The sequence below is a fragment of the Pseudomonas sp. Van50 genome, from assembly GCF_055390755.1.
The window spans coordinates 2,409,818-2,430,739 of record NZ_AP024343.1; the positions used below are offsets into that span (position 1 = coordinate 2,409,818).

Here is a 20,922-nt window from a genome sequence, read left to right on the forward strand (position 1 = left end):
GCCACAAGCGCGTCCATGGGGCGTAAAAGGAGCGATGCTCGATGACTGCTGAACACCCGTCTGACCTGGTCTACAACCCGCATTTGCCGTTGTCTCAAGCCTTGTTGTTACCGCGTATCGCGATTGAAAACACCATGCCGGTGATCGACGGCGGGCAATTTGCCGCCAAGGCCGTGGCCGGGCAGGACGTGACGGTGACCAGTAAAGTGTTCGCCGACGGTCACGACAAGCTGGCGGTGCGCATTCGCTGGCGTTCGCTGCAGGATGAAGTGTGGAACAGCGAGGTCATGCGCGACCTGGGCAACAACGGCTGGCGCGGCCAGTTCAACGTGCCGGAGCAAGGTCGCTATGTCTTCTGCATCGAGGCCTGGATCGATCAGTTCGCCAGTTTTCGCTACGAACTGGAGAAGAAATTCGGTGCCGGAGTGCCGATCAGCCTGGAGTTGCAGGAAGGACGCAACCAAGTGCAAATGGCCGTCGAGCGCAGCACAGGGGAGCTGAGCGAGCAACTGGCGGCCTTGCACCACGAGCTTTCCGGCCTGTTGCCGACGGAGCAGGTGGCGCTGTTCCTGGCACCGCGCAGTGCCGACCTGATGTCCCTGGCCGATCATCGACCTTACTTGAGCATCAGCCCCGAATACCCGTTGGATGTGGAGCGCAAGCTGTCCGAGTTTGCCAGTTGGTATGAGCTGTTTCCCCGCTCGATCACCGACGATCCCCAACGCCATGGCACGTTCAATGACGTGCATTCGCGCCTGGCGGTGATCCAGGACATGGGGTTCGACGTGCTGTACTTCCCGCCGATCCACCCCATCGGTCGCAGTTTCCGCAAAGGCCCGAACAATTCCCTCACCGCCGGTCCCGACGACCCGGGCAGCCCCTATGCCATCGGCAGCGAGGAGGGCGGGCACGAGGCCATTCACCCGCAGTTGGGCAGCCGCGAGGATTTCCGGCGCCTGGTGGCGGCGGCCGAGCAGCACGGCCTGGAGATTGCCCTCGACTTCGCGATCCAGTGTTCCCAGGACCACCCCTGGCTCAAGCAGCACCCGGGCTGGTTCAGCTGGCGACCGGACGGCACGATCAAATACGCGGAAAACCCGCCGAAGAAATACCAGGACATCGTCAACGTCGATTTCTACGCGGCCGATGCGATTCCCAGCCTGTGGGTGGAACTGCGGGACATCGTGGTGGGCTGGGTCGAGGAAGGCGTGAAGATATTCCGCGTCGACAACCCTCACACCAAGCCACTGCCGTTCTGGCAATGGCTGATCGCCGACGTCCGCGCCCAGTATCCCGAAGTGATCTTCCTGGCAGAAGCGTTCACCACCCCGGCCATGATGGCGCGACTGGGCAAGGTCGGTTATTCCCAGAGCTACACCTATTTCACCTGGCGCAACACCAAGGCCGAGCTGGCGACCTACTTCAGCGAGCTCAACGAGTCGCCTTGGCGTGAGTGCTACCGGCCGAATTTTTTCGTCAACACGCCAGACATCAACCCGGCCTTTCTCCATGAGTCGGGGCGCCCAGGCTTCTTGATCCGCGCGGCCCTGGCAACCATGGGCTCGGGTCTGTGGGGCATGTATTCGGGCTTTGAACTGTGCGAGTCGGCCCCGGTACCGGGCAAAGAGGAATACCTCGATTCGGAGAAATACGAGATCCGTCCTCGCGACTTCACCGCGCCGGGCAACATCATTGCCGAGATCGCCCAGCTCAACCGTATCCGCCGCCAGAACCCGGCGCTGCATACCCACTTGGGCCTGAAAATCTACAACGCGTGGAACGACAACATTCTCTATTTCGGCAAGCGCACCGCCGACGGCAGCAATTTCATCCTGGTGGCGGTGAGCCTTGATCCGCACAACCCGCAGGAAGCCAGTTTCGAATTGCCGCTGTGGGAGATGGGCCTGCCCGACGACGCCCAGACCCAGGGCGAGGACCTGATGAACGGGCATCGCTGGACCTGGTACGGCAAGTACCAGTTCATGCGCATTGATCCGGCGTACCAGCCGTTCGGGATTTGGCGGATCAGCGTGGCGTGACGCGGTGGGAGCAAGGCTTGCCCGCGATGAAGAGGGCACGGTCTCCCTGAGGGATCGAGGTGCCTGCATCGCGAGCAAGCTTTGCTCCCACAAAGCGCAGGCTTCACCCCATAAAAAGACCTTTCAAGCCTGTGTCCCGCGGCTTTAATGAATTATCAGGAGTTGCAAATGGCGAAGAAACCCCGGTCTGCCACCTTCATCAAGGATCCGCTCTGGTACAAGGATGCGGTGATCTACCAGGTCCACGTTAAATCCTATTTCGACTCCAATAACGACGGGATCGGCGATTTCCCCGGCCTGATCGAGAAACTCGACTACATCGCCGACCTGGGCGTCAACACCATCTGGCTGCTGCCGTTCTATCCTTCCCCCCGGCGCGACGACGGTTATGACATCGCCGAATACCGTGGCATCAGCCCCGACTACGGCACCATGGCCGATGCGCGGCGGTTCATTGCCGAAGCCCACAAGCGCAACCTGCGGGTGATCACCGAGCTGGTCATCAACCACACGTCGGACCAGCACCCCTGGTTCCAGCGCGCGCGCAAGGCCAAGCCGGGTTCGAAGGCGCGGGACTTCTATGTCTGGTCCGATGATGACCATAAGTACGACGGCACGCGGATCATCTTCCTCGACACCGAAAAGTCCAACTGGACCTGGGACCCGGTGGCGGGCCAGTACTTCTGGCACCGGTTCTACTCCCACCAGCCCGACCTCAACTTCGACAACCCGCAGGTCATCAAGGCCGTGTTGTCGGTGATGCGCTACTGGCTGGACATGGGCATCGACGGCCTGCGCCTGGACGCCATCCCGTACCTGATCGAGCGTGACGGCACCAACAACGAAAACCTGCCCGAGACCCATGACGTCCTGAAACTGATCCGTGCCGAAATCGACGCCAACTATCCTGACCGCATGCTACTGGCCGAAGCCAACCAGTGGCCGGAAGACACCCAGTTGTACTTCGGTGATGTCGACGCCCAAGGGATGAACGGTGACGAATGCCACATGGCGTTCCACTTCCCGCTGATGCCGCGCATGTACATGGCCTTGGCCCAGGAAGACCGTTTCCCGATCACCGACATCCTGCGCCAGACCCCGGAGATTCCCGCCAATTGCCAGTGGGCGATTTTCCTGCGCAACCACGATGAGCTGACCCTGGAGATGGTCACCGACAAGGAGCGCGACTACCTGTGGAACTACTACGCGGCCGACCGTCGGGCGCGCATCAACTTGGGGATTCGCCGGCGCCTGGCGCCGTTGATGGAGCGCGACCGTCGGCGCGTGGAGTTGCTCAACAGCCTGCTGTTGTCGATGCCCGGCACGCCGACGTTGTACTACGGTGATGAAATCGGCATGGGCGACAACATCTACCTGGGCGACCGCGATGGCGTGCGTACGCCGATGCAATGGTCCATCGACCGTAACGGCGGCTTCTCCCGCGCCGACCCGGCCAGCCTGGTGCTGCCGCCGATCATGGACCCGCAGTATGGCTACCAGTCGGTGAACGTCGAGACCCAGGCCGGCGACCCACACTCACTGCTCAACTGGACCCGACGGATGCTGGCGGTGCGCAAGCAGTCCAAGGCCTTTGGTCGGGGCACGCTGAAGATGCTCTCGCCCAGCAACCGCCGGATCCTGGCCTACACCCGCGAATACACCGGCCCCGACGGCAAGCACGAAATCATCCTGTGCGTGGCCAACGTGTCCCGCAGCGCCCAGGCCGCCGAACTGGACCTGTCGGTCTACGCCGGCATGGTTCCGGTGGAGATGCTCGGTGGCAACGCGTTCCCACCCATTGGCCAGTTGAACTTCCTGCTGACCCTGGCGCCGTACGGTTTCTATTGGTTCGTCCTGGCGGCGGAAAACCAGATGCCGAGCTGGCACGTGGAACCGGCCCAGAGCCTGCCGGACTTCACCACCCTGGTGCTGAAGAAACGCCTGGAAGAATTGCTCGAAGCGCCGTCGCGCACCACGCTGGAGCAAACCATCCTGCCGAACTGGTTGCAGAACCGGCGCTGGTTCGCCGGCAAGGACAGTGCGATCGAGAAGGTCGACATTGTCTATGGTGTGCGCTTCGGCGATCCGCAGCGCCCCGTGCTCCTCAGTGAAATCGATGTCACCAGTGGCGGCCAGACCCTGCGCTATCAGTTGCCGTTCGGCTTGCTCGCCGAAGACCAGGTCGGTGCGGCATTGCCGCAGCAACTGGCCTTGTCGCGGGTACGTCGGGGGCGTCAGGTGGGCTTGATCACCGATGCATTCAGCCTGGAAAGCTTCGTGCGCGCCGTGCTGCACAGCATGCAGACCGCCACGGTGCTGCCACTTGCCGAAGGTGAGTTGCGCTTCGAACCGACCGAAGGCCTGGCTGCGTTGAACCTGGGAGACGAGCCAGAGGTACGCTACCTGTCCGCTGAACAGTCCAACAGTTCGGTGGTGGTGGGGGCGAGTCTGGTACTCAAGTTGATCCGCAAGGTGGCCTCGGGCGTGCACCCGGAACTGGAAATGAGTGCCTACCTGACCGCCGCGGGTTTCAGCAATATTTCACCGCTGCTGGGTTCGGTGGTTCGCCGCGATGCCGACGGCGAAGATGCGTTGCTGATGATCGCCCAGGGCTACCTGAGCAATCAGGGCGACGCCTGGGAATGGACCCAGAACAACCTTGAACGCGCCTTGCGCGATGAGCTGGCGGACGCCGTGTCCGAGCAGGAGCAGCATTACAACGCCTTGGGCGAACTGAAGGATTTCGCCGGCATGCTCGGCCAGCGCCTGGGAGAAATGCACCAGGTACTGGCCCAGGCCACCGACGATCCGGACTTCGCGCCGCAGGCCACCAACGCCAAGGAAGCCCAGGCCATCGGCAAGGACGTGGCCGGCCAGGTGGAAAACGCCTTGCGTCTGCTCAAGCAGAGCCAGGGCCAATTGAACCCCGCGGACCAGGCCATGGTCGCACGCTTGTTGGAGCACAAGAAAACCGTCCTGGCCCATGTCCAGGCGTTGGCCGGCAAGGCCGTCGGAGGCTTGCGTATCCGCGTCCATGGTGACCTGCATCTGGGCCAAGTGTTGGTGATCAAGGGTGACGCCTACCTGATCGACTTCGAAGGTGAGCCGGCGCGGCCATTGCATGAACGACGGGGCAAGCACAGCCCGTACAAGGACGTCAGCGGCGTGTTGCGTTCCTTCGATTATGCGGCGGCCATGGCGATCCACTTGAATACCGTCGACAGCACGGCCGATGCCGATGCGGCGCGGCAACGGGTCGCCGAGCGTTATTTGAAAGAGGCCCGCCAGGCATTTGTCGAGGCATATCGGCTGGCGGCAGCTAGTCTTGCCCATGAGTGGAAGGATGCTGAAGGCGAAGACGCCGCGCTGGCGTTGTTCGGCCTGGAGAAGGCGGCCTATGAAGTGGCCTATGAAGCCGAGAATCGCCCCACCTGGCTGCCCGTGCCGTTGCACGGTCTGGTCGGGTTGTTGAGTGGGCTGCAACCCTTTTCCGACTTAGCCGGACCGATTTAGTGGAGAGAATCATGAGCGTCTCGAACAAAGAACCCCAGGGGCAGGCCAAGGAGTCCTTGCTGCCGGCCCCCAAGACATCGACGCGCTGGTGCGCGCCGAACATCACGATCCGTTTTCCATCCTGGGTCCCCATGGCGACGGCGCCGGTGGCCAGTTCATCCGCGCCTACCTGCCGGGCGCCTTGAGCGTGCATGTGCTGGCCCGGGAGGGCGGCGAAGAGCTGGGGGAACTGCAACCCACCGAAACCCCGGGATTGTTCGTCGGCCATTTCGATCGCGCCCAAGCGTACTTGCTGCGCACCCGTTGGGCCGGCGGCGAGCAGGTTGCCGAAGACCCTTACAGCTTCGGCCCACTGCTGGGGGAGATGGACCTCTACCTGTTCGCCGAGGGCAATCACCGCGACCTCAGTGCCTGCCTCGGTGCACAGCTGACCACCGTCGACGGTGTCGAGGGCGTGCGCTTCGCCGTGTGGGCACCGAATGCACGACGCGTCTCGGTGGTGGGGGACTTCAACGTCTGGGACGGGCGTCGGCATCCGATGCGCATCCGTTATCCATCCGGCGTGTGGGAGTTGTTCATCCCGCGGCTGGGGGCGGGGGAGGCATACAAATATGAAATCCTCGGCGCCCACGGCATCCTGCCCCTCAAGGCCGACCCGGTGGCGCTGGCCACGCAAATGCCGCCGGACACGGCGTCGAAAGTCGCCTCGCCCTTGAAGATCGAGTGGCAGGACGACGAGTGGATGCAGAGTCGTCGCGAACGCCAGCTACCGGGCGCGCCATTGTCGATCTATGAGTTGCACGCCGGCTCCTGGCAGTGCGAAATCGACGAGGCGGGCGAGGTGGCCCGGCAATACAACTGGCATGAAATGGCCGAGCGGCTGATTCCGTATGTCAAGGATCTGGGCTTCACTCACATCGAGCTGATGCCGATCATGGAGCACCCGTTCGGCGGCTCCTGGGGCTATCAGCCGCTGTCGCAATTCGCGCCAACGGCACGCTTCGGATCGCCCGACGATTTCGCCGCGTTCGTCAACGCCTGCCACCAGGCCAACATCGGTGTCATCCTCGACTGGGTGCCGGCGCATTTCCCCACCGACACCCACGGCCTGGCCCAGTTCGACGGCACCGCGCTGTACGAATACGGCAACCCGCTGGAGGGTTTCCACCAGGATTGGGACACGCTGATCTACAATCTGGGCCGCACCGAAGTGCACGGCTTCATGCTGGCTTCGGCGTTGCACTGGCTCAAGCATTTCCACGTCGACGGCCTGCGGGTGGATGCCGTGGCCTCGATGTTGTACCGCGACTATTCGCGCAAGGCCGGCGAGTGGGTGCCTAACCGCCACGGCGGTCGGGAAAACCTCGAAGCCATCGATTTCCTCCGGCACCTCAACGATGTGGTGGCGCTGGAAACCCCCGGTGCGTTGGTCATCGCCGAAGAGTCCACCGCGTGGCCGGGGGTCAGCCAGAGTACCCAGCAGGGCGGCCTGGGTTTTGCCTACAAGTGGAACATGGGCTGGATGCACGATTCGCTGCACTACATCCAGCAAGACCCGGTGTACCGCGCCCATCACCATAACGAACTGAGCTTCGGCCTGGTGTATGCCTGGTCCGAGCGCTTCGTCCTGCCGATTTCCCACGACGAGGTGGTTCATGGCAAGCGCTCGCTGATCGACAAGATGCCCGGTGACCGCTGGCAGAAATTCGCCAACCTGAGGGCCTACCTCAGCTTCATGTGGGGCCATCCCGGCAAGAAGCTGTTGTTCATGGGGTGTGAGTTCGGCCAGTGGCGCGAGTGGAACCACGACCAGCAGTTGGATTGGTACCTGCTGCAATACCCTGAGCACCGGGGTGTGCAGAAGCTGGTGAGCGATCTGAACCGGCTGTACCGAGAAGAGCCGGCGCTGCACGACCAGGATGACGCGCCGCAGGGCTTCCAGTGGCTGATTGGCGACGATGCGCTCAACAGCGTCTACGCCTGGCTGCGCTGGAGCAAGGAGGGTAAGCCGGTGCTGGTGGTCGCCAACTTCACCCCGGTGCCGCGCGAGGCCTACCGGGTCGGCGTGCCGTTCGCCGGGCGTTGGGTGGAGTTGCTCAACAGCGACGCCGACACCTACGCCGGTTCCAACTACGGCAACGGCGGTGGCGCCTTTACCGAAGCAGTGCCCAGCCATGGTCAGGCCCTGTCGCTGGAACTGAACCTGCCGCCGTTGGCGGTGTTGATCATGCGGCCGGAGGGTTAGGTTCTACAAAAACCTGAAGGCGAATGATGACTGTGGCGCTCATGAATCCAGATGTGGGAGCGAGCTTGCTCGCGATAGCGGAGTGTCAGTCGACAGCAATGTGGCTGACCCACCGCCATCGCGAGCAAGCTCGCTCCCACAAGGGATATCGGTCGCTTTAACGAACCAGGCACGGCTGCTTGTTGTTGAACGTCCAGCCCGGAATCAGGAACTGCATCGCCACCGCATCGTCCCGCGCCCCCAGGCCCATGCCTTTGTACAACTCATGGGCCTTGGCCAGTTGGTCGGTGTCCAGCTCGATCCCCAACCCCGGTTTTTTCGGCACCTGTACGCAGCCGCCCTGAATCTGCAAGGGCGCCTTGGTCAGTCGCTGGCCGTCCTGCCAGATCCAGTGGGTGTCGATGGCGGTGATGTCGCCCGGTGCCGCGGCGGCCACGTGGGTGAACATTGCCAGGGAAATGTCGAAGTGGTTGTTGGAGTGCGAGCCCCAGGTCAGGCCCCACTCATTGCACATCTGCGCCACCCGCACCGAACCCTGCATGGTCCAGAAGTGCGGGTCGGCCAGGGGAATGTCCACCGACTGCAAGGTGATGGCGTGACCCATCTCGCGCCAGTCGGTGGCGATCATGTTGGTCGCCGTCTTGAGGCCCGTGGCGCGGCGGAACTCGGCCATGACCTCGCGCCCCGAATAGCCGTTCTCGGCACCGCAAGGGTCTTCGGCATAGGCCAGCACTTTGTGTTGGTCGCGACACAAACGGATCGCTTCCTTGAGTGACCAGGCGCCATTCGGGTCCAGGGTGATGCGGGCCTGGGGAAAACGTTCGGCCAATGCGGTGACCGCTTCGATTTCTGCGTCGCCCTGGAGCACGCCGCCCTTGAGCTTGAAGTCCTGGAAGCCATAGCGGGCCTGGGCCGCTTCGGCCAGGCGGACCACGGCGTCGGCGTCCAGGGCCTTTTCGTGGCGCACGCGGAACCAGTCGTTGTCGGCGTCCGGTTCGCTGCGATAGGCCAGGTCGGTCTGCTGGCGATCACCGACGTAAAACAGGTAGCCGAGCATCTTCACTTCGTCGCGCTGCTGGCCTTCGCCGAGCAGGGCGGCGACCGGTACGTCCAGGTGTTGGCCGAGTAGATCCAGCAACGCCGCTTCCAGGCCAGTGACCGCGTGGATGGTGATGCGCAGGTCGAAGGTCTGCAGGCCACGGCCGCCGGCATCGCGGTCGGCGAAGGCGTTGCGTACCGTGTTGAGGATCTTCTGGTACGTGCCGATGGGGCTGCCGACCACCAGCGAGCGGGCGTCTTCGAGGGTCTGGCGAATGCGCTCGCCGCCGGGCACTTCGCCCACGCCGGTGTGGCCGGCGTTGTCCTTGAGAATGACGATGTTGCGGGTGAAGAACGGGCCATGGGCGCCGCTGAGGTTCAGCAGCATGCCGTCATGGCCGGCCACGGGCACGACCTGCATGCTGGTGATGATCGGGGCTTTGCTGGTTTCTGGAATGCTCATCTGTACTTATCCTTGGCAATCGAATGATCAGACGTGGCTGGCGGCCGGATCGATCGGTGTTGTTGTCACGGCTTTGGGCTTGGGCGTGTTGCGTGCGGCAAACACGATGATCGCGGCAATGATCGATGTGGCCGCCAAGCCGTAGAGGCCGCCCTGGATCGAGCCGGTGTGCTCTTCCAGCAGACCGAACGTGGTCGGGGCGACGAACCCGCCGAGGTTGCCCACCGAGTTGATCAGGGCAATCACCCCGGCGGCGATCCGGGCGTCCAGGTAAGCCTGGGGAATCGGCCAGAACAGCGACGATGCCGATTTGAAACCCAGGGCCGCGAAGCAGATGGCGACGAAGGCGAAAATCGGTCCGCCGGTGGTGGACATGAACATCCCGGCTGCCGCGATCAACAGGGCGGTGGCGACCCAGGCCTGCTGGAATTTCCACTTGGCCGACAGCGAGGCGAAGGCGTACATGCCGACGATCGACAGCAACCACGGGATCGAATTGAACAGTCCGACCTGAATGTCGCTCAGTTCGCCCATTTTCTTGATGATGCTCGGCAGCCAGAACGTGGCGGCATAGATCGTCAATTGAATGAAGAAGTAGATCAGGCAAAACAGGATGATCTGGCGGTCCTTGAGCAACTGGCCGATGGACAGTTTGATCGGCGAGGCGGCTTCCCGTGCCCGCTGTTCATCGTCGATGGCCTTGACCAGCACATCCTGTTCTTCACGGCTCAGCCATTTGGCGTCATGGGGCTTGGAGTCCAGCCAGAACCAGACGAAGACGCACAGGCAGACGGAAAACATCCCTTCGATGAAGTACATCCACTGCCAGCCGTGCATGCCCAGGCCGTTGATTTGCAGCAGCAGCCCCGACAGCGGGCCGGAGATCAGCGACGCAATGGCCGAACCGCTGAGGAAGATGGCGATGGCTTTGCCACGCTCGACGCCGGGCAGCCAGCGGGTGAAATAGTAGATCACCCCAGGGAAGAATCCGGCTTCGGCCACGCCCAGCAAAAAGCGCAGGATGTAGAAGTGGGTTTCGTTCTGGATGAAGGCCATGGCCGCCGCCACCAGGCCCCAGGTGAGCATGATGCGGGTCAGCCAGATGCGGGCGCCGATGCGTTGCAGGAGGATGTTGGACGGGACTTCGAACAGCGCGTAGCCGATGAAGAACAGCCCGGCACCAAAGCCATAGGCCGCGGCACCGATACCCAGGTCGTGCTCCATGTGGGCACGCACGAAGCCGATGTTCACGCGGTCGATGTAGTTGACGATAAACATGATGACGAACAGCGGCAGGATGTGGCGCTTGACCTTGGCGATGGCCGACAGCAGCACCGGATCCGCGCCGGCATTCGCCTTGAGGCTGGATGTGTTCACTGGTTTTTCTCCCACTCGTTATTTTTATGCGGGGCATCGTGCATGTGCCGATGTTGATAGACATCATACAACTTGATTTTTTTGGATGACAAGCAGTTTTTCAGCATCATTGGATTAGGTGAATGGCGTTTTTATGCCGTATTTGTTGGGGTTTTCCGGCTATTGTGATTTTATCCAGCGTCTGTCTGGCTTGCGTGAAGCCGTTTTTTGAAGGGGTGATTTTTGCAGGGATGGGCTGATCTTGAGTGTTGTCATACAAGTTGATGGCTTGACGATGAGATTTCCGGCGTCCGCTGGTGATACGATCAGTCAGCCTGTTTTCAAGGAACCCCGGCGATGCCGCAAGACACCGACGCGCCCCTGCGCAAGCGTACCCACAACCTGGCCCATGACCTGGTGACGAAGCTGAGCCAGAGCATCTTGCTGGGGCAGTTGAAACCGGGTGAGAAGCTGCCATCGGAAGGCGCCATCGTGCAGGCCCATGGCGTCAGCCGGACGGTGGTGCGCGAGGCGATCTCCAAGTTGCAGGCTTCGGGGCTGGTGGAGACCCGCCACGGCATCGGCACCTTCGTGCTGGCGCAAACCGGCGAGCCAGGGTTGCGCCTGAATGTCGACACCGCCGCGGGAGTGCGAGCGATCCTGGAGCTGCGCCTGGGCCTGGAGACCCAGGCCGTCGCCTTGGCGGCCCAGCGCCGCAGCGAACACCAGTTGCAGCAGATGCGCCAGGCGCTGGATGACTATCAGCGGTTGTCCAACAACAACGACAGCTGTGTCGAAGCCGATCGGCGTTTCCATCTGCTCATCGCCGAAGCCACGGACAACGCCTGTTTTGTCGAAATCATGCAGCACCTGGGCAGTGCGATGATCCCCAGGACCCGCGTGAACGTGGCCGAGCGCGGCCAGGCCGATCTAAGCAAGCTGGCGCAGTTGGCCAACCTTGAGCACGAGGCGATCTTCAACGCGATCAAGCGCCAGGACCCGGACGCCGCCCGTGCCGCCATGTGGTTGCACCTGACCAACAGCCGTGATCGGTTTGGCGCGGGATCCTGACGGTTCATGGTCGCCTGATTCACCGCCATCGCGAGCAAGCTCGCTCCCACAGTTTTTCGAGGTGTTCTCAACTGTGGGAGCGAGCTTGCTCGCGATAGCGGCGGCACACCCAACATTTCCATGACTGACCCACCGCTTCCCACAAGAGGGACATGGATATTTCCGTGGCTCAGCCCGCTTTGGCCGGGCCGGTGGGGGCGTTTCCAGCCACGGGGGTGGGGGCGCTTTTCATCAGGGCGTCCAACGCCTGCCGGTAGTTTTTGCCCGCCAGGCTCATGCTGTTGTTATGTGTCGCCCCGGGCACCAGCAGCAGGCGCTTGGGTTCCCGGGCGGCGTTGAACAATTGCTCACTGAAGCGTGGCGGCACGTAGCGGTCGGCGGCGCCATGGACAATCAGCAGCGGCATGTTGATCTCGCCGATCTTGTCGATGGAGTCGAACTTCTGCGACAGCAACCAGCGCACCGGCAGGGATGTATTCGCCATCGAGGTGGCGACATCGCCCAGGGAGGTGAACGTGGATTCGATCACCAGGCCGCGGACCTGGGCTTTGCCATCTTTCGCTGCCTGCTGACCGAGCTGCGCAGCGAGATCCACCGCGACGGCGCCGCCCAGGGAATGACCATAGATCAGCCGCAGGCTCGGGTCTGGTTGAAGCGCTGCGAGACGTTCCCAGGCGATGCGCGCATCTTCATAGACACTTGCTTCCGATGGCAGATCTCCCTGGCTTTTGCCAAAGCCCCGGTAGTCGATGGCCAGCACCGAATAGCCCAGCGCCCGCAACTGCTGGATACGAAACAACTGGCCGGTCAAATTCCAGCGCACACCATGCAAATACAGGATGGCCGGCGCGTTCTTGCGTTCGGCCGGCCACCACCAGCCGTGGATGTTTTCCCCGGCCTTGAAGCTTTTTGGCTTGAGGTCGAACTCCTGCACGCTGCTGGGCAGCCCACTGAACCAGCTCGCCGTCCCCGGCTCGATGCGAAAGACCAGTTCCCGCTCCTTATGCTGCAACACAGCACAGCCCACCGGCAGGCCGACCATCAATGCGCCCATGCACAGCCAGGCCAACCAGCGGCGTTTCAGGCCAGAAAGTAAGAGTGAAGACATCGATGCCATTCGCTACTGAAACCAAAGATGCCTTGTAGCAGATTCTCCGAAAACGGCGCAGGGATTTGTGACGGTCATTCGTCTGAAGCGCGCTTTTCGGCGCTGGAAAATCCCCAAACCCTGAGCCTTGTTCCCTATGCCTTCAGGGGAGGACACCCTCCCCACAATCAAGCCTCCATGGCAGAGGGGGCATTACGCATCCTCGAGCTGAACCAGCTCGAACGTCCGCTCAATGGTGCCATACCCCACCTTCGGCACCCCCGCCAGGCGCTGATGCAGCACCTGGGTCAACGAGCAGCCAGGAGCCAGGTAGGTGTCGCCGAAATCCCCATCCAGTTGCACTGGATGAACAATCACTTCCAGCAAACCATGGTCCGGTGCTGTGGCGTGCTGCAAGTCGGTTGGCGTGCAGACATAGTCGGCCGTGGCGCCGGATAAACGACGCAGGCGGCGGTTGAGTAAGGTCTTGAAGATGCGTTTGGGTATATTCAGGTTGGCTCCCAGGTTGCGCGCCAGGCGAATGGGCACATCTTGCCGCGCGGCGAAGCGCGCTACCAATGCTCCGATGGGCCAGATGTTATGTACGTGCTGATGGGAGTCGAGGTGGCTTGGGCGCACTCCGTGGTCCAGGCAACGTTGCCATTGCGCCTGCAGTTCGTCCTGTATTGCGGCGAGGTCCTTCGAGCCCAGATGCAGGCAATAGCGTGACAGGCTGAAGCTGAACTGGCCGTCCGCATCGCAAAACGCCGGGCGCGACTTTATGGCCTGGCTCAGCGGCTGCCCATGGCTGAGATTGAAATGCAGCCCGATGCGCCCTTTGAGCCGGGGCAGTCGGGCCAGTACACACGCCTGTTCGAAGCCCGGCGTATTGGCCATGATGGTGGCGGAACTGATCAGCCCTGCTTCGAAGGCTCGAACGATTGTCGCGTTTTCGCTGAAGCACAACCCGAAGTCGTCAGCGTTGATGATCACTTGGCGGGGCATGTGAGATCTCCTGTTCCTTGGGGATAGAGGGTGAATCTGTCGCCGTGGTTTTTTGGGGAGGGTGTTTGGGAAGCCAGGGTTTAAGACTTTTCCAGAGTCGCAAGGCGAGCCCGAGGAGCAGGCCATCGGGTTGCCAGGAATAAAAACTCCAACGCCAGTGCTCCAGTTGTCCGGTCATGCGTTCGTGCAATTGATGGCTGGAATTATCGAGACTGACCCGTGACGCATCGATCCATCGCCAGTTTTCGTCCAGCCCCCAGCGAATCCACTCTTCGAGCAATACCCGGCCGCTGCCCAGGTCGGCGTGCTGCGGCAGGAACGCCAGGTTGTAGTCATACAATCGGCCTTGGTCCAGCAGGCCGAGGCGATAACTGATGCATTCACCGTTCAGCTCCAGCATCACCACCCGCACCTGGCCTTGGGCGGCGAGGGCGGTGAAGGCATGGTTCATCCATTGCCGGCGCCTGGGGTCGGCGAAAATGCCGACACCTTCCTCACCCTTCCAACTGGCGGCCTCGACGTCGGCCAGGGCTCGCAACAGCTGTCCGATGCTGATGGCGTCCGGCGTCACTCGGCGGATTTCGGCACCGCAAGCGGCGATCCGTTTGCGCGCCCGACGCAGCTTGTAGCGTGGATCGCCAGAGACTTCCCGATGATCACTGTCGCTGATCAAGTGCACCGGAACCCGGCAACTGAGCCGCCGCTCCCCGGTGGAACTCAGTGCCATCCAGGCGCTCAGGACGCTTTGCTCGCCGACCGGCTCCACCACTTCATTGAGTTGCAACATCGCGTGGGGCACCTGCTGACGGATCTGCATCAGCGCCTGGCCCATGCCTTCGGCATCCAGGCGCACCAGCAGGGCGATGCGGTCGGCCAAGGGGTAACCCAAGTGATGCACCACCCGGAACCGCAGTCCGCCGATACGCTCACGTCCCGAAACCAGGGGCAGGCATAGCGACAGATTCTGGTCCTGCCAGCCCAGTAACACATGCAATTGCTGATCAGGCAACAGGGCAAATTCCGCCGCTTGCAGCCAGGCCAGGGTGTTGAACGGTGTTGCGTCGGCCACCTGGGTTCGCAGCTGTTCATAAGCTGATACAGGAAAGTCCTCCGCGCCCAGGGAGCGACACCATTGGAACCGGATGGTCATGGACGTCAGGCCGCCGCAGTGGATGGAACCGGCTTGGCCGGTTTACGAAAAGAGTCCAGGACCGAGCCGGTGTAGAACGTGTCACGGAAGAACCGCCAGCGGCCGAACAAGCAATGCATATGGGTGATCTGGCCGCGCTCCTGATAGTCCATGCGCAGGTGCAACTTGACGGCTGGAATGTTGCTCAGCTCGAAGACGTCGACCACTCTGTTGCAACCTTGCTCGGCCATGGCTTTCCACAGATCCAGCTGCATATCCACCGATAGCTGGGTCCCCCAGTAAGTGCGGTACAACTCACCGCCGAACTCGAAGAACTCGCCCGGTTTGACCGGGAACCAGCAGCGAAAGAAATGGCGGTCGAAATAGTCCCGTGTACTGCCCCAGATGAAAGCGACAGTGTCGCCCTTGTCGTTCAGGTACATGAGCCCGGTGTGGCCTTCGGCAGCCAGTTCGCGCATGGTCTCGATGCGGTCGCCAAAGTACGTGGCGAAGGCATCGGCATTGCTGGTGGTGATGCGTTCCCGGCGCAACGGCGTATAGGGCCTGAGGTTATTGGGCGGTATCGGGCCGACCAGATCGCGCTCCATCCACACCAGTTGTTCGTGGAAGTACACGTAGTGTCTGCACAGCTGATTTAGAACAGTGCGCAGCCCTTTTTTCCGAATGCGATCACGCAATTTTTGCAGAACGTTCATGGTGCCTCCTGGCGAGGGGCGGTTTGGGGAAAGACCCCATCGCGAGCTTGCTCGCGATGGGGGGTTAGAGCGCCATGGACATCAGGCCGGTGCAGTCGATGCAAGCGGCGGGGCCGGTTTACGAAAGGCGTCCAGTGCCGAGCCGCGGTAGAACGTGTCGCGGAAAAACCGCCAGCGACCGAACAGGCGATACACGTGGGTGATCTTGCCGCGTTCCTGGAAGCCCATGCGCAGGTGCATCTTGATCGCCGGGGTGTTTTGCAAATCGCAGACATCGACCATTGTGTTGCAGCCGCTGTCCACCATGATTTTCCACATTTCCAACTGCATGTCCGCCGACATACTGGAACCCCAGTAGGCGCGGATCATCTCCCCACCGAACTGAAAGTACTCACCCGGCTTGATCGGGAAGTTGCAGCGATAGAAATGGCGGTCGAAATAGTCTCGTGTGCTGGCCCAGGCGAAACCCACGGTGTCGCCCTGCGCATCCAGGTACATCAAACCTGTGTAGCCTTCGGCTGCCAGCTCGCGCATGGTTTCGACGCGGTCGCCGAAGTGCCGGGCAAAAGCATCGGCATTGCTGACCGTGATGAACTCCAGGCGCATCGGTGGATAGGGCTTGAGGTTATGCGGGGGAGTGGGGTTCGCACATCGTGCTCCAGCCACACCAGTCGGGTGTGGAAAAACACGTAGCGCCTGAACAGCTGTTTGAGAACGGCGCGCAGGCCTTTTTTCTGAATGCCATCACGTAATGCTTGCAGAACGCTCATGGTGCCTCCTGACGGGTGGCGGGTGGGGGGAAAGAGAGGGCGGTCCAGCCGAGGGCGAACACGGTTTCTCCTGGCAGGAGAAAACCGATCTGCCCGGCCTCGCAGTTGAACGGTGCGCTGCGGCTTTGACTGTCGGGGCCGAAATACACCAGCTCTGCTTGCGCCTGGGGGCAGGACGCGCCGTCCAGGCTGACCTGTTGCGGGCGCGTGCTTTTGTTCACACCCAGCAAGCTTCGTCTCGTGTCGGTGGCCATGGCCAGCACGTCGACTTCGAAGGCGTCGTTATCCAGGCGTAGCACCTGGTTGAGCCAATGCTGTTGGATGAACTGCTGGGCCAGACCCACCGGCTTGAGTTCGAAACGCTGGCTGTCCAGCACCCGCACCATGCCTTTGGGGTACTCAGGTTCGTCGGCGAGCATGAACCAGTTGAGCATGTCCAGCCAGCCGTCGGCCGAGGCGTTGATGACCACGGACGTCCACCACAGGGCGGCGTAGTGGGTTTCCTGGTCGTAAGGGCTCAGGCTCGAGCCGCTGGACATGTTGGTCTGGTCCAGCAGCAAGGCCTTGTTCGGCCGGCCCTTGCTGTCCAGGCCCACCAGGCCGGCTGCACGGCGCACGCTGTTGCGATAGACCCGGGTCGCCAGCAGGTCGCGGATCATCCATTCATGCCAGGCCAGGGCGTCGATCTGGTCACCGTATTTGGCCAGCAAGCGCCGCGCCCAATCGATCCCGCGCCGCTCGACGGCGTTTTCCGCCAAAGGACCATTGGTGAACCGGGAGCTGGCCGGTATGGCAATGCGTACCCCGGCACGGGCATTGGCGGGGATGGCGCGAACCTGATTGGCCATGCTTTCGAACACCTGCTGGTAGCTGGCGAAATCCGGGTAGTTGAGGTTCGGCTCATCGGCGAAACTGAGGTAGTGGATGCCTTTGCCGCCCAAGGCGCGGGTCGCCATGAGCCAGGCTTGCAAACCGTTGTTGCTGACGCGGTCAGCCCGCAGGTCGGCCTTGCGCGCGCTACCGGCCAGCAGGGTGATGTCCCGGGTGATGCCGAAGCGGTCTTGGTACAGGCGCCGAAACTGATTTTCATGGTCCGGCCTGTCTGCGGTGATGTCGACCAGGCTGTAGTAGCTGGCGGCCTGGGGCTTGAGGGCTTCGATCACCGGGTAGGCCGATGGCGGAGGCATGACGTAGGGCAGGTAGACCCCCAGTTTCGGGGTTGTTCCCAGGACATCGCCATAGAGTTTCAGACGCGCCTGCCCCGGGTCCTGGCGCAGCGGTTGCAAATGCCCTGGGTCTTGGGCGAACAGGTTGGCCGTGCCATCCAGCCAGAATGCCGCCTTGCCGTTGCCCTGCAATTGCAGGCGCCAGGTTTGCTCCACATTGGCGACGGGCAATGCCACTTGATCGAACTGCCCATAGGCCGGATACGGCTTGAGGTTCAACTGCACCTGTTTGCCATCGGTGACGCGCCGGGCTTGCAGGCTGCGCACGCCGCCGTGGAACTTGCCCGCCAGTACGGCCTGTTCGCCGGGGGCGACCCTGAAATACAGCTCATCGCCGTCGTGGGTTTCGGCATTGAAATGCACCTTGGCCGGGGCGAACAGTGCCCGGGTATGGGCGTCGTGTTCGACGGTGTAGCGGCGGAAACTGTAGCCGGGAATTTCCAGGCGATAGCTGGCGGCCCCCGGCAGCAAAGGCCACTGCTGCTCGCCACGTTCCTGGGCGGCCTTGATCAGGCGTTCACCCACCAAGCGTCCTTGGCCGTCGAGCAGGTACAGGTGTTCTGTGTTGGCATTGGCCTGCCAGGCGGGCACCCAGCGCACGGTCACTTGATCCGGGCGGTCGGTCTGCAGGTACAGGCTGCCGTCGCGGATGCCGGTCCATTGCATGGCCGCGCCATGGGCCAACAAGGCCAGGCTCCAAAGGCACAGGCCTGCGGCCATTTTCCATCCATGCCGTACTGGCTCCATCGCGAGCAAGCTCGCTCCCACAGGGGATTTGTGGTGCTCATGAAAATTGTGCGCGGCCCCAGTTTTTTGTGGGAGCGAGCCTGCTCGCGAAGGCGTCGGCACATTCACCATCCCTGCAAGCTGACTCGGCGCTTTCACAAGGGCATCACCATCCCCTGTGGGAGCGAGCTTGCTCGCGATGGCAGCTTGGCGGGCAACCCTGCTCATGCCGATTTCCCCAGCAGCATCTGGCGCATCGGCAGCAAGTCGCTGGGCAGGATGATCAGTGTCTGCCACAGCGCCACGCCGCTGAGGCGGCAGTACATCGCCAGCAGCGCCAGGGTTACGCCCAGGTAGGCGATTGAGGACGCGGCGGCAGCGCCGACGATGCCGTAGAGGGGAATCAGGATCAGGTTCAGCGCCAGGTTCAACAGCGCGCCCACGCCCATCAGCAGCGACACGGTGCCGGGTCGGTCCTTGCCCAGCAGATCCAGGCGCAGGATGCTCGCATAGCACAGTCCGAACAGTCCCGGCAGCAACGCCAGCAAGGCCGGATAGGCCGGTTGATAGGCGATGCCGAACAAGGTGACGATCAGCCACTCGCCGATCAGCGCCATGGTCAGGCAGGCGCCAAGCATCACCGTCGCGGTCAGGCGCAAGGCCAAGGGGGTCAGGCGCTGCATGTCGCTGTCCTGTTGCAGCAGGCGTTTCATCAGTGGTGTGGTGACGGCTTCCGGCACGATCAGCAGCAGCTCGGCGGCGGCGCTGGCCATGGCGTAGTGCCCCAGGGCCGTGCTGCCCAGCAGGGCACCGATGAACAGGAAGTCCGAGCGCAGCAGCACTTGCTGGAACAGCAGGTCCGGATGGCTGCGGGCGCCGTAGCGCAACAGTTCGTTCTGACGGCTGCGATCCCAGCGCAGGGTGACCACATGATCGCGGCGCAACCACACCCAACCGGCCAGCACCACCAGGCTCAGGCCCGCCAGCCAACTGATCAGCGCCGCTTCCAGCGCCGTGTCTTTCCACATCCAGAACAACGCGATAAACAACAGCAGGGGCGCCAGGGATTCCAGCAGGCGCAAGGCATTGAAGGCGCCCACGCCACCGGAAGCGTTGTGCAGCGTCAGCAGGCCACTCTTGAGCACGGTCAGCGGCACGGCCAGCAACAGTAGCCAGGCGAGCAATCCCAGTTGCGTGGTGATGTCCAGTTCACCGCCGAACTCGCGCACCAGCGCCACCACCAGCAAGGTCAGCAGCCCGGCCAGCAGGCAACCGAATACCAGCACCTGGCTGAGTAACAAACCCATTGAACGCTGCTGCGCCGCCTGATAACCCACGGCGGAATTCAGGCCGCCGCTGGTGGCGGCGCTGATCAGGTCCGGCAGGGTGCTGAGCAAGGCAAACAGCCCCCGTTCGCTGGGCCCGAGAATCCGCGCCAGCAGCACATTGCGCAGCAGGCGCAGGCCGATCATCGCCAGGCGCGTGCCCATGCTCAGAGCCAGGTGCTTGAGGTAATGAGCACGGCTCATGGACGTGTCCCTCGGCGAATTCGCCAGGCCAGTAATTCGGGATGATGGGCATTGCGCTGGCTGACGCCGAAGCGTGGCAGGTTCAAGGGATCGCCGTCGTTGCGATACAGCCCCGCCTCGGTGCCCAGGGCAAAGCTAAAGCCGTGGGCCGCCACCTGTTGGCGCACGCGGGCATCGTGATCGCCGTTGGGGTAGCAATACACCGGCAAGGGTTGCGCGCAGCCGTTTTCCAGGGCCGTCCAACTGCGCGTCAGTTCTTCGTGCAGGCGCTGGTCGTCCAGCCCGGTCAGAATCGCGTGGCTGGCACCATGGGGGCCGAAGCGGATCAGGCCGGAATCTTCGAGCATGCGCACCTGGGACCAGTCCAGGGCCTGGGGCTGGGAACCCTGCGGGCAGGCGTCGGTGAGTTCGCTCAAGGTACGTGGATCGAGGCTCTTGAGGCTTTGCAGGTAATGCAGCAACGCCAGGCTGCGACGCTCGTCGTCGATGTCATCGAGCAGCACCGGCAACGGACGGCCGGCGTGCTGCAAGTGTTCGATCAACGAATGCCGGGCCACCTGGCCATGGCTGCCCCACAGGGTCTCGCCAATGCTTTCCCACCAGAAGTGCTGGCGACTGCCGATGAAATCGGTGGACAGGAAAATACTCGCCGGTACCTGGTATTGGCGCAGCAGCGGAAAGGCATTCATGGCGTTGTCGCGCCAGCCGTCGTCGAAGGTCAGGGCCACCCGCGGGCGGTTCGGGACGCTTTCAGGGTCAGCCAGCAACAAACTCATCAGCGGCACACACTCGAAATGCCTTAGCAGCCAGATCAGCAAGTGTTCAAACGCGTCGGGCCCCACGCACAGCTCGTTGCGGTGGGGCAATTCGGCGGCGCGGTCGTTGTTCAGTACGCGATGCAGCATCAGGATCACGCCGGCACCACGCAGGGGGTGGCGGCCCAGGGACGTGTTCAGGTACAGCCAGCCGCCGGTGCGCTTGAAGACTTGTTTGATCGACATCGGCTCTT

General features: G+C 62.4%; 12 protein-coding genes and 2 pseudogenes. 4 read left to right on the forward strand and 10 right to left on the reverse strand.

The window, feature by feature from the left end; genetic code table 11:
- Positions 1-41: 41 nt before the first annotated feature.
- The 3 genes and pseudogenes from ACZ5M5_RS10720 to glgB all read left to right on the forward strand — a co-directional run bounded on the left by ACZ5M5_RS10720 (position 42) and on the right by glgB (position 7,797).
- Complete coding sequence (locus ACZ5M5_RS10720) at positions 42-2,039, forward strand: alpha-1,4-glucan--maltose-1-phosphate maltosyltransferase (protein WP_464738999.1); 1,998 nt, start codon at positions 42-44, stop codon at positions 2,037-2,039.
- 168 nt (positions 2,040-2,207) lie between these two features.
- On the forward strand, positions 2,208-5,552 hold the full coding sequence (gene treS / locus ACZ5M5_RS10725; RefSeq protein WP_060738237.1) for a maltose alpha-D-glucosyltransferase: 3,345 nt from the start codon (positions 2,208-2,210) through the stop codon (positions 5,550-5,552).
- 11 nt (positions 5,553-5,563) lie between these two features.
- A pseudogene (gene glgB / locus ACZ5M5_RS10730) lies at positions 5,564-7,797 on the forward strand (1,4-alpha-glucan branching protein GlgB).
- Positions 7,798-7,954: 157 nt separating this feature from the next.
- Here glgB and gudD read toward each other — a convergent pair.
- Positions 7,955-9,298: a glucarate dehydratase gene (gudD, locus tag ACZ5M5_RS10735; RefSeq protein ID WP_192259994.1), complete on the reverse strand. Its 1,344-nt coding sequence runs from the start codon at positions 9,296-9,298 to the stop codon at positions 7,955-7,957.
- 27 nt (positions 9,299-9,325) lie between these two features.
- Complete coding sequence (locus ACZ5M5_RS10740) at positions 9,326-10,675, reverse strand: MFS transporter (protein WP_103310308.1); 1,350 nt, start codon at positions 10,673-10,675, stop codon at positions 9,326-9,328.
- A 336-nt stretch (positions 10,676-11,011) separates the two neighbouring features.
- Here ACZ5M5_RS10740 and ACZ5M5_RS10745 point away from each other — a divergent pair, with 336 nt between their 5' ends.
- A complete protein-coding gene (locus ACZ5M5_RS10745) occupies positions 11,012-11,725 on the forward strand; it encodes a FadR/GntR family transcriptional regulator (RefSeq protein WP_060738233.1) in 714 nt (237 codons plus the stop codon).
- Between the two features lie 169 nt (positions 11,726-11,894).
- On the opposite strand, the gene ACZ5M5_RS10750 is transcribed toward ACZ5M5_RS10745, so the two are convergent.
- The 8 genes and pseudogenes from ACZ5M5_RS10750 to ACZ5M5_RS10785 form a co-directional block, all read right to left on the reverse strand.
- Positions 11,895-12,833 carry an alpha/beta hydrolase gene (locus ACZ5M5_RS10750; protein ID WP_464739000.1) on the reverse strand — a complete coding sequence of 313 codons (939 nt, stop codon included), beginning with the start codon at positions 12,831-12,833 and terminating at the stop codon, positions 11,895-11,897.
- 192 nt (positions 12,834-13,025) lie between these two features.
- Positions 13,026-13,817 carry a carbohydrate deacetylase gene (locus ACZ5M5_RS10755; protein ID WP_060738231.1) on the reverse strand — a complete coding sequence of 264 codons (792 nt, stop codon included), beginning with the start codon at positions 13,815-13,817 and terminating at the stop codon, positions 13,026-13,028.
- Positions 13,789-14,967: a GNAT family N-acetyltransferase gene (locus ACZ5M5_RS10760; protein ID WP_464739001.1), complete on the reverse strand. Its 1,179-nt coding sequence runs from the start codon at positions 14,965-14,967 to the stop codon at positions 13,789-13,791. The genes ACZ5M5_RS10755 and ACZ5M5_RS10760 overlap by 29 nt, the downstream gene beginning before the upstream one ends.
- Positions 14,968-14,972: 5 nt before the next feature.
- Positions 14,973-15,662 carry an N-acetyltransferase gene (locus ACZ5M5_RS10765; protein ID WP_464739002.1) on the reverse strand — a complete coding sequence of 230 codons (690 nt, stop codon included), beginning with the start codon at positions 15,660-15,662 and terminating at the stop codon, positions 14,973-14,975.
- An 81-nt stretch (positions 15,663-15,743) separates the two neighbouring features.
- Positions 15,744-16,432 (reverse strand): annotated as a pseudogene (locus ACZ5M5_RS10770) (N-acetyltransferase family protein).
- Positions 16,429-18,378: a hypothetical protein gene (locus ACZ5M5_RS10775; protein ID WP_464739003.1), complete on the reverse strand. Its 1,950-nt coding sequence runs from the start codon at positions 18,376-18,378 to the stop codon at positions 16,429-16,431. Before ACZ5M5_RS10775 ends, ACZ5M5_RS10770 begins: the two are co-directional and overlap by 4 nt.
- Positions 18,379-18,608: 230 nt before the next feature.
- Positions 18,609-19,913 (reverse strand): lipopolysaccharide biosynthesis protein, encoded by a 1,305-nt coding sequence (locus ACZ5M5_RS10780; RefSeq protein WP_464739004.1) that lies wholly within the window; start codon positions 19,911-19,913, stop codon positions 18,609-18,611.
- Positions 19,910-20,914 carry a polysaccharide deacetylase family protein gene (locus tag ACZ5M5_RS10785; RefSeq protein ID WP_060738225.1) on the reverse strand — a complete coding sequence of 335 codons (1,005 nt, stop codon included), beginning with the start codon at positions 20,912-20,914 and terminating at the stop codon, positions 19,910-19,912. Before ACZ5M5_RS10785 ends, ACZ5M5_RS10780 begins: the two co-directional genes overlap by 4 nt.
- Between the last annotated feature and the right edge of the window lie 8 nt (positions 20,915-20,922).

Bases quoted from the DNA above. Each gene is read 5' to 3' on its own strand.
- ACZ5M5_RS10720 (WP_464738999.1), top strand. From the start codon at position 42: ATGACTGCTGAACACCCGTCTGACCTGGTCTACAACCCGCATTTGCCG.
- treS (WP_060738237.1), top strand. From the start codon at position 2,208: ATGGCGAAGAAACCCCGGTCTGCCACCTTCATCAAGGATCCGCTCTGG.
- gudD (WP_192259994.1), bottom strand. From the start codon at position 9,298: ATGAGCATTCCAGAAACCAGCAAAGCCCCGATCATCACCAGCATGCAG.
- ACZ5M5_RS10745 (WP_060738233.1), top strand. From the start codon at position 11,012: ATGCCGCAAGACACCGACGCGCCCCTGCGCAAGCGTACCCACAACCTG.
- ACZ5M5_RS10750 (WP_464739000.1), bottom strand. From the start codon at position 12,833: ATGTCTTCACTCTTACTTTCTGGCCTGAAACGCCGCTGGTTGGCCTGG.
- ACZ5M5_RS10755 (WP_060738231.1), bottom strand. From the start codon at position 13,817: ATGCCCCGCCAAGTGATCATCAACGCTGACGACTTCGGGTTGTGCTTC.
- ACZ5M5_RS10760 (WP_464739001.1), bottom strand. From the start codon at position 14,967: ATGACCATCCGGTTCCAATGGTGTCGCTCCCTGGGCGCGGAGGACTTT.
- ACZ5M5_RS10765 (WP_464739002.1), bottom strand. From the start codon at position 15,662: ATGAACGTTCTGCAAAAATTGCGTGATCGCATTCGGAAAAAAGGGCTG.
- ACZ5M5_RS10775 (WP_464739003.1), bottom strand. From the start codon at position 18,378: ATGGCCGCAGGCCTGTGCCTTTGGAGCCTGGCCTTGTTGGCCCATGGC.
- ACZ5M5_RS10780 (WP_464739004.1), bottom strand. From the start codon at position 19,913: ATGAGCCGTGCTCATTACCTCAAGCACCTGGCTCTGAGCATGGGCACG.
- ACZ5M5_RS10785 (WP_060738225.1), bottom strand. From the start codon at position 20,914: ATGTCGATCAAACAAGTCTTCAAGCGCACCGGCGGCTGGCTGTACCTG.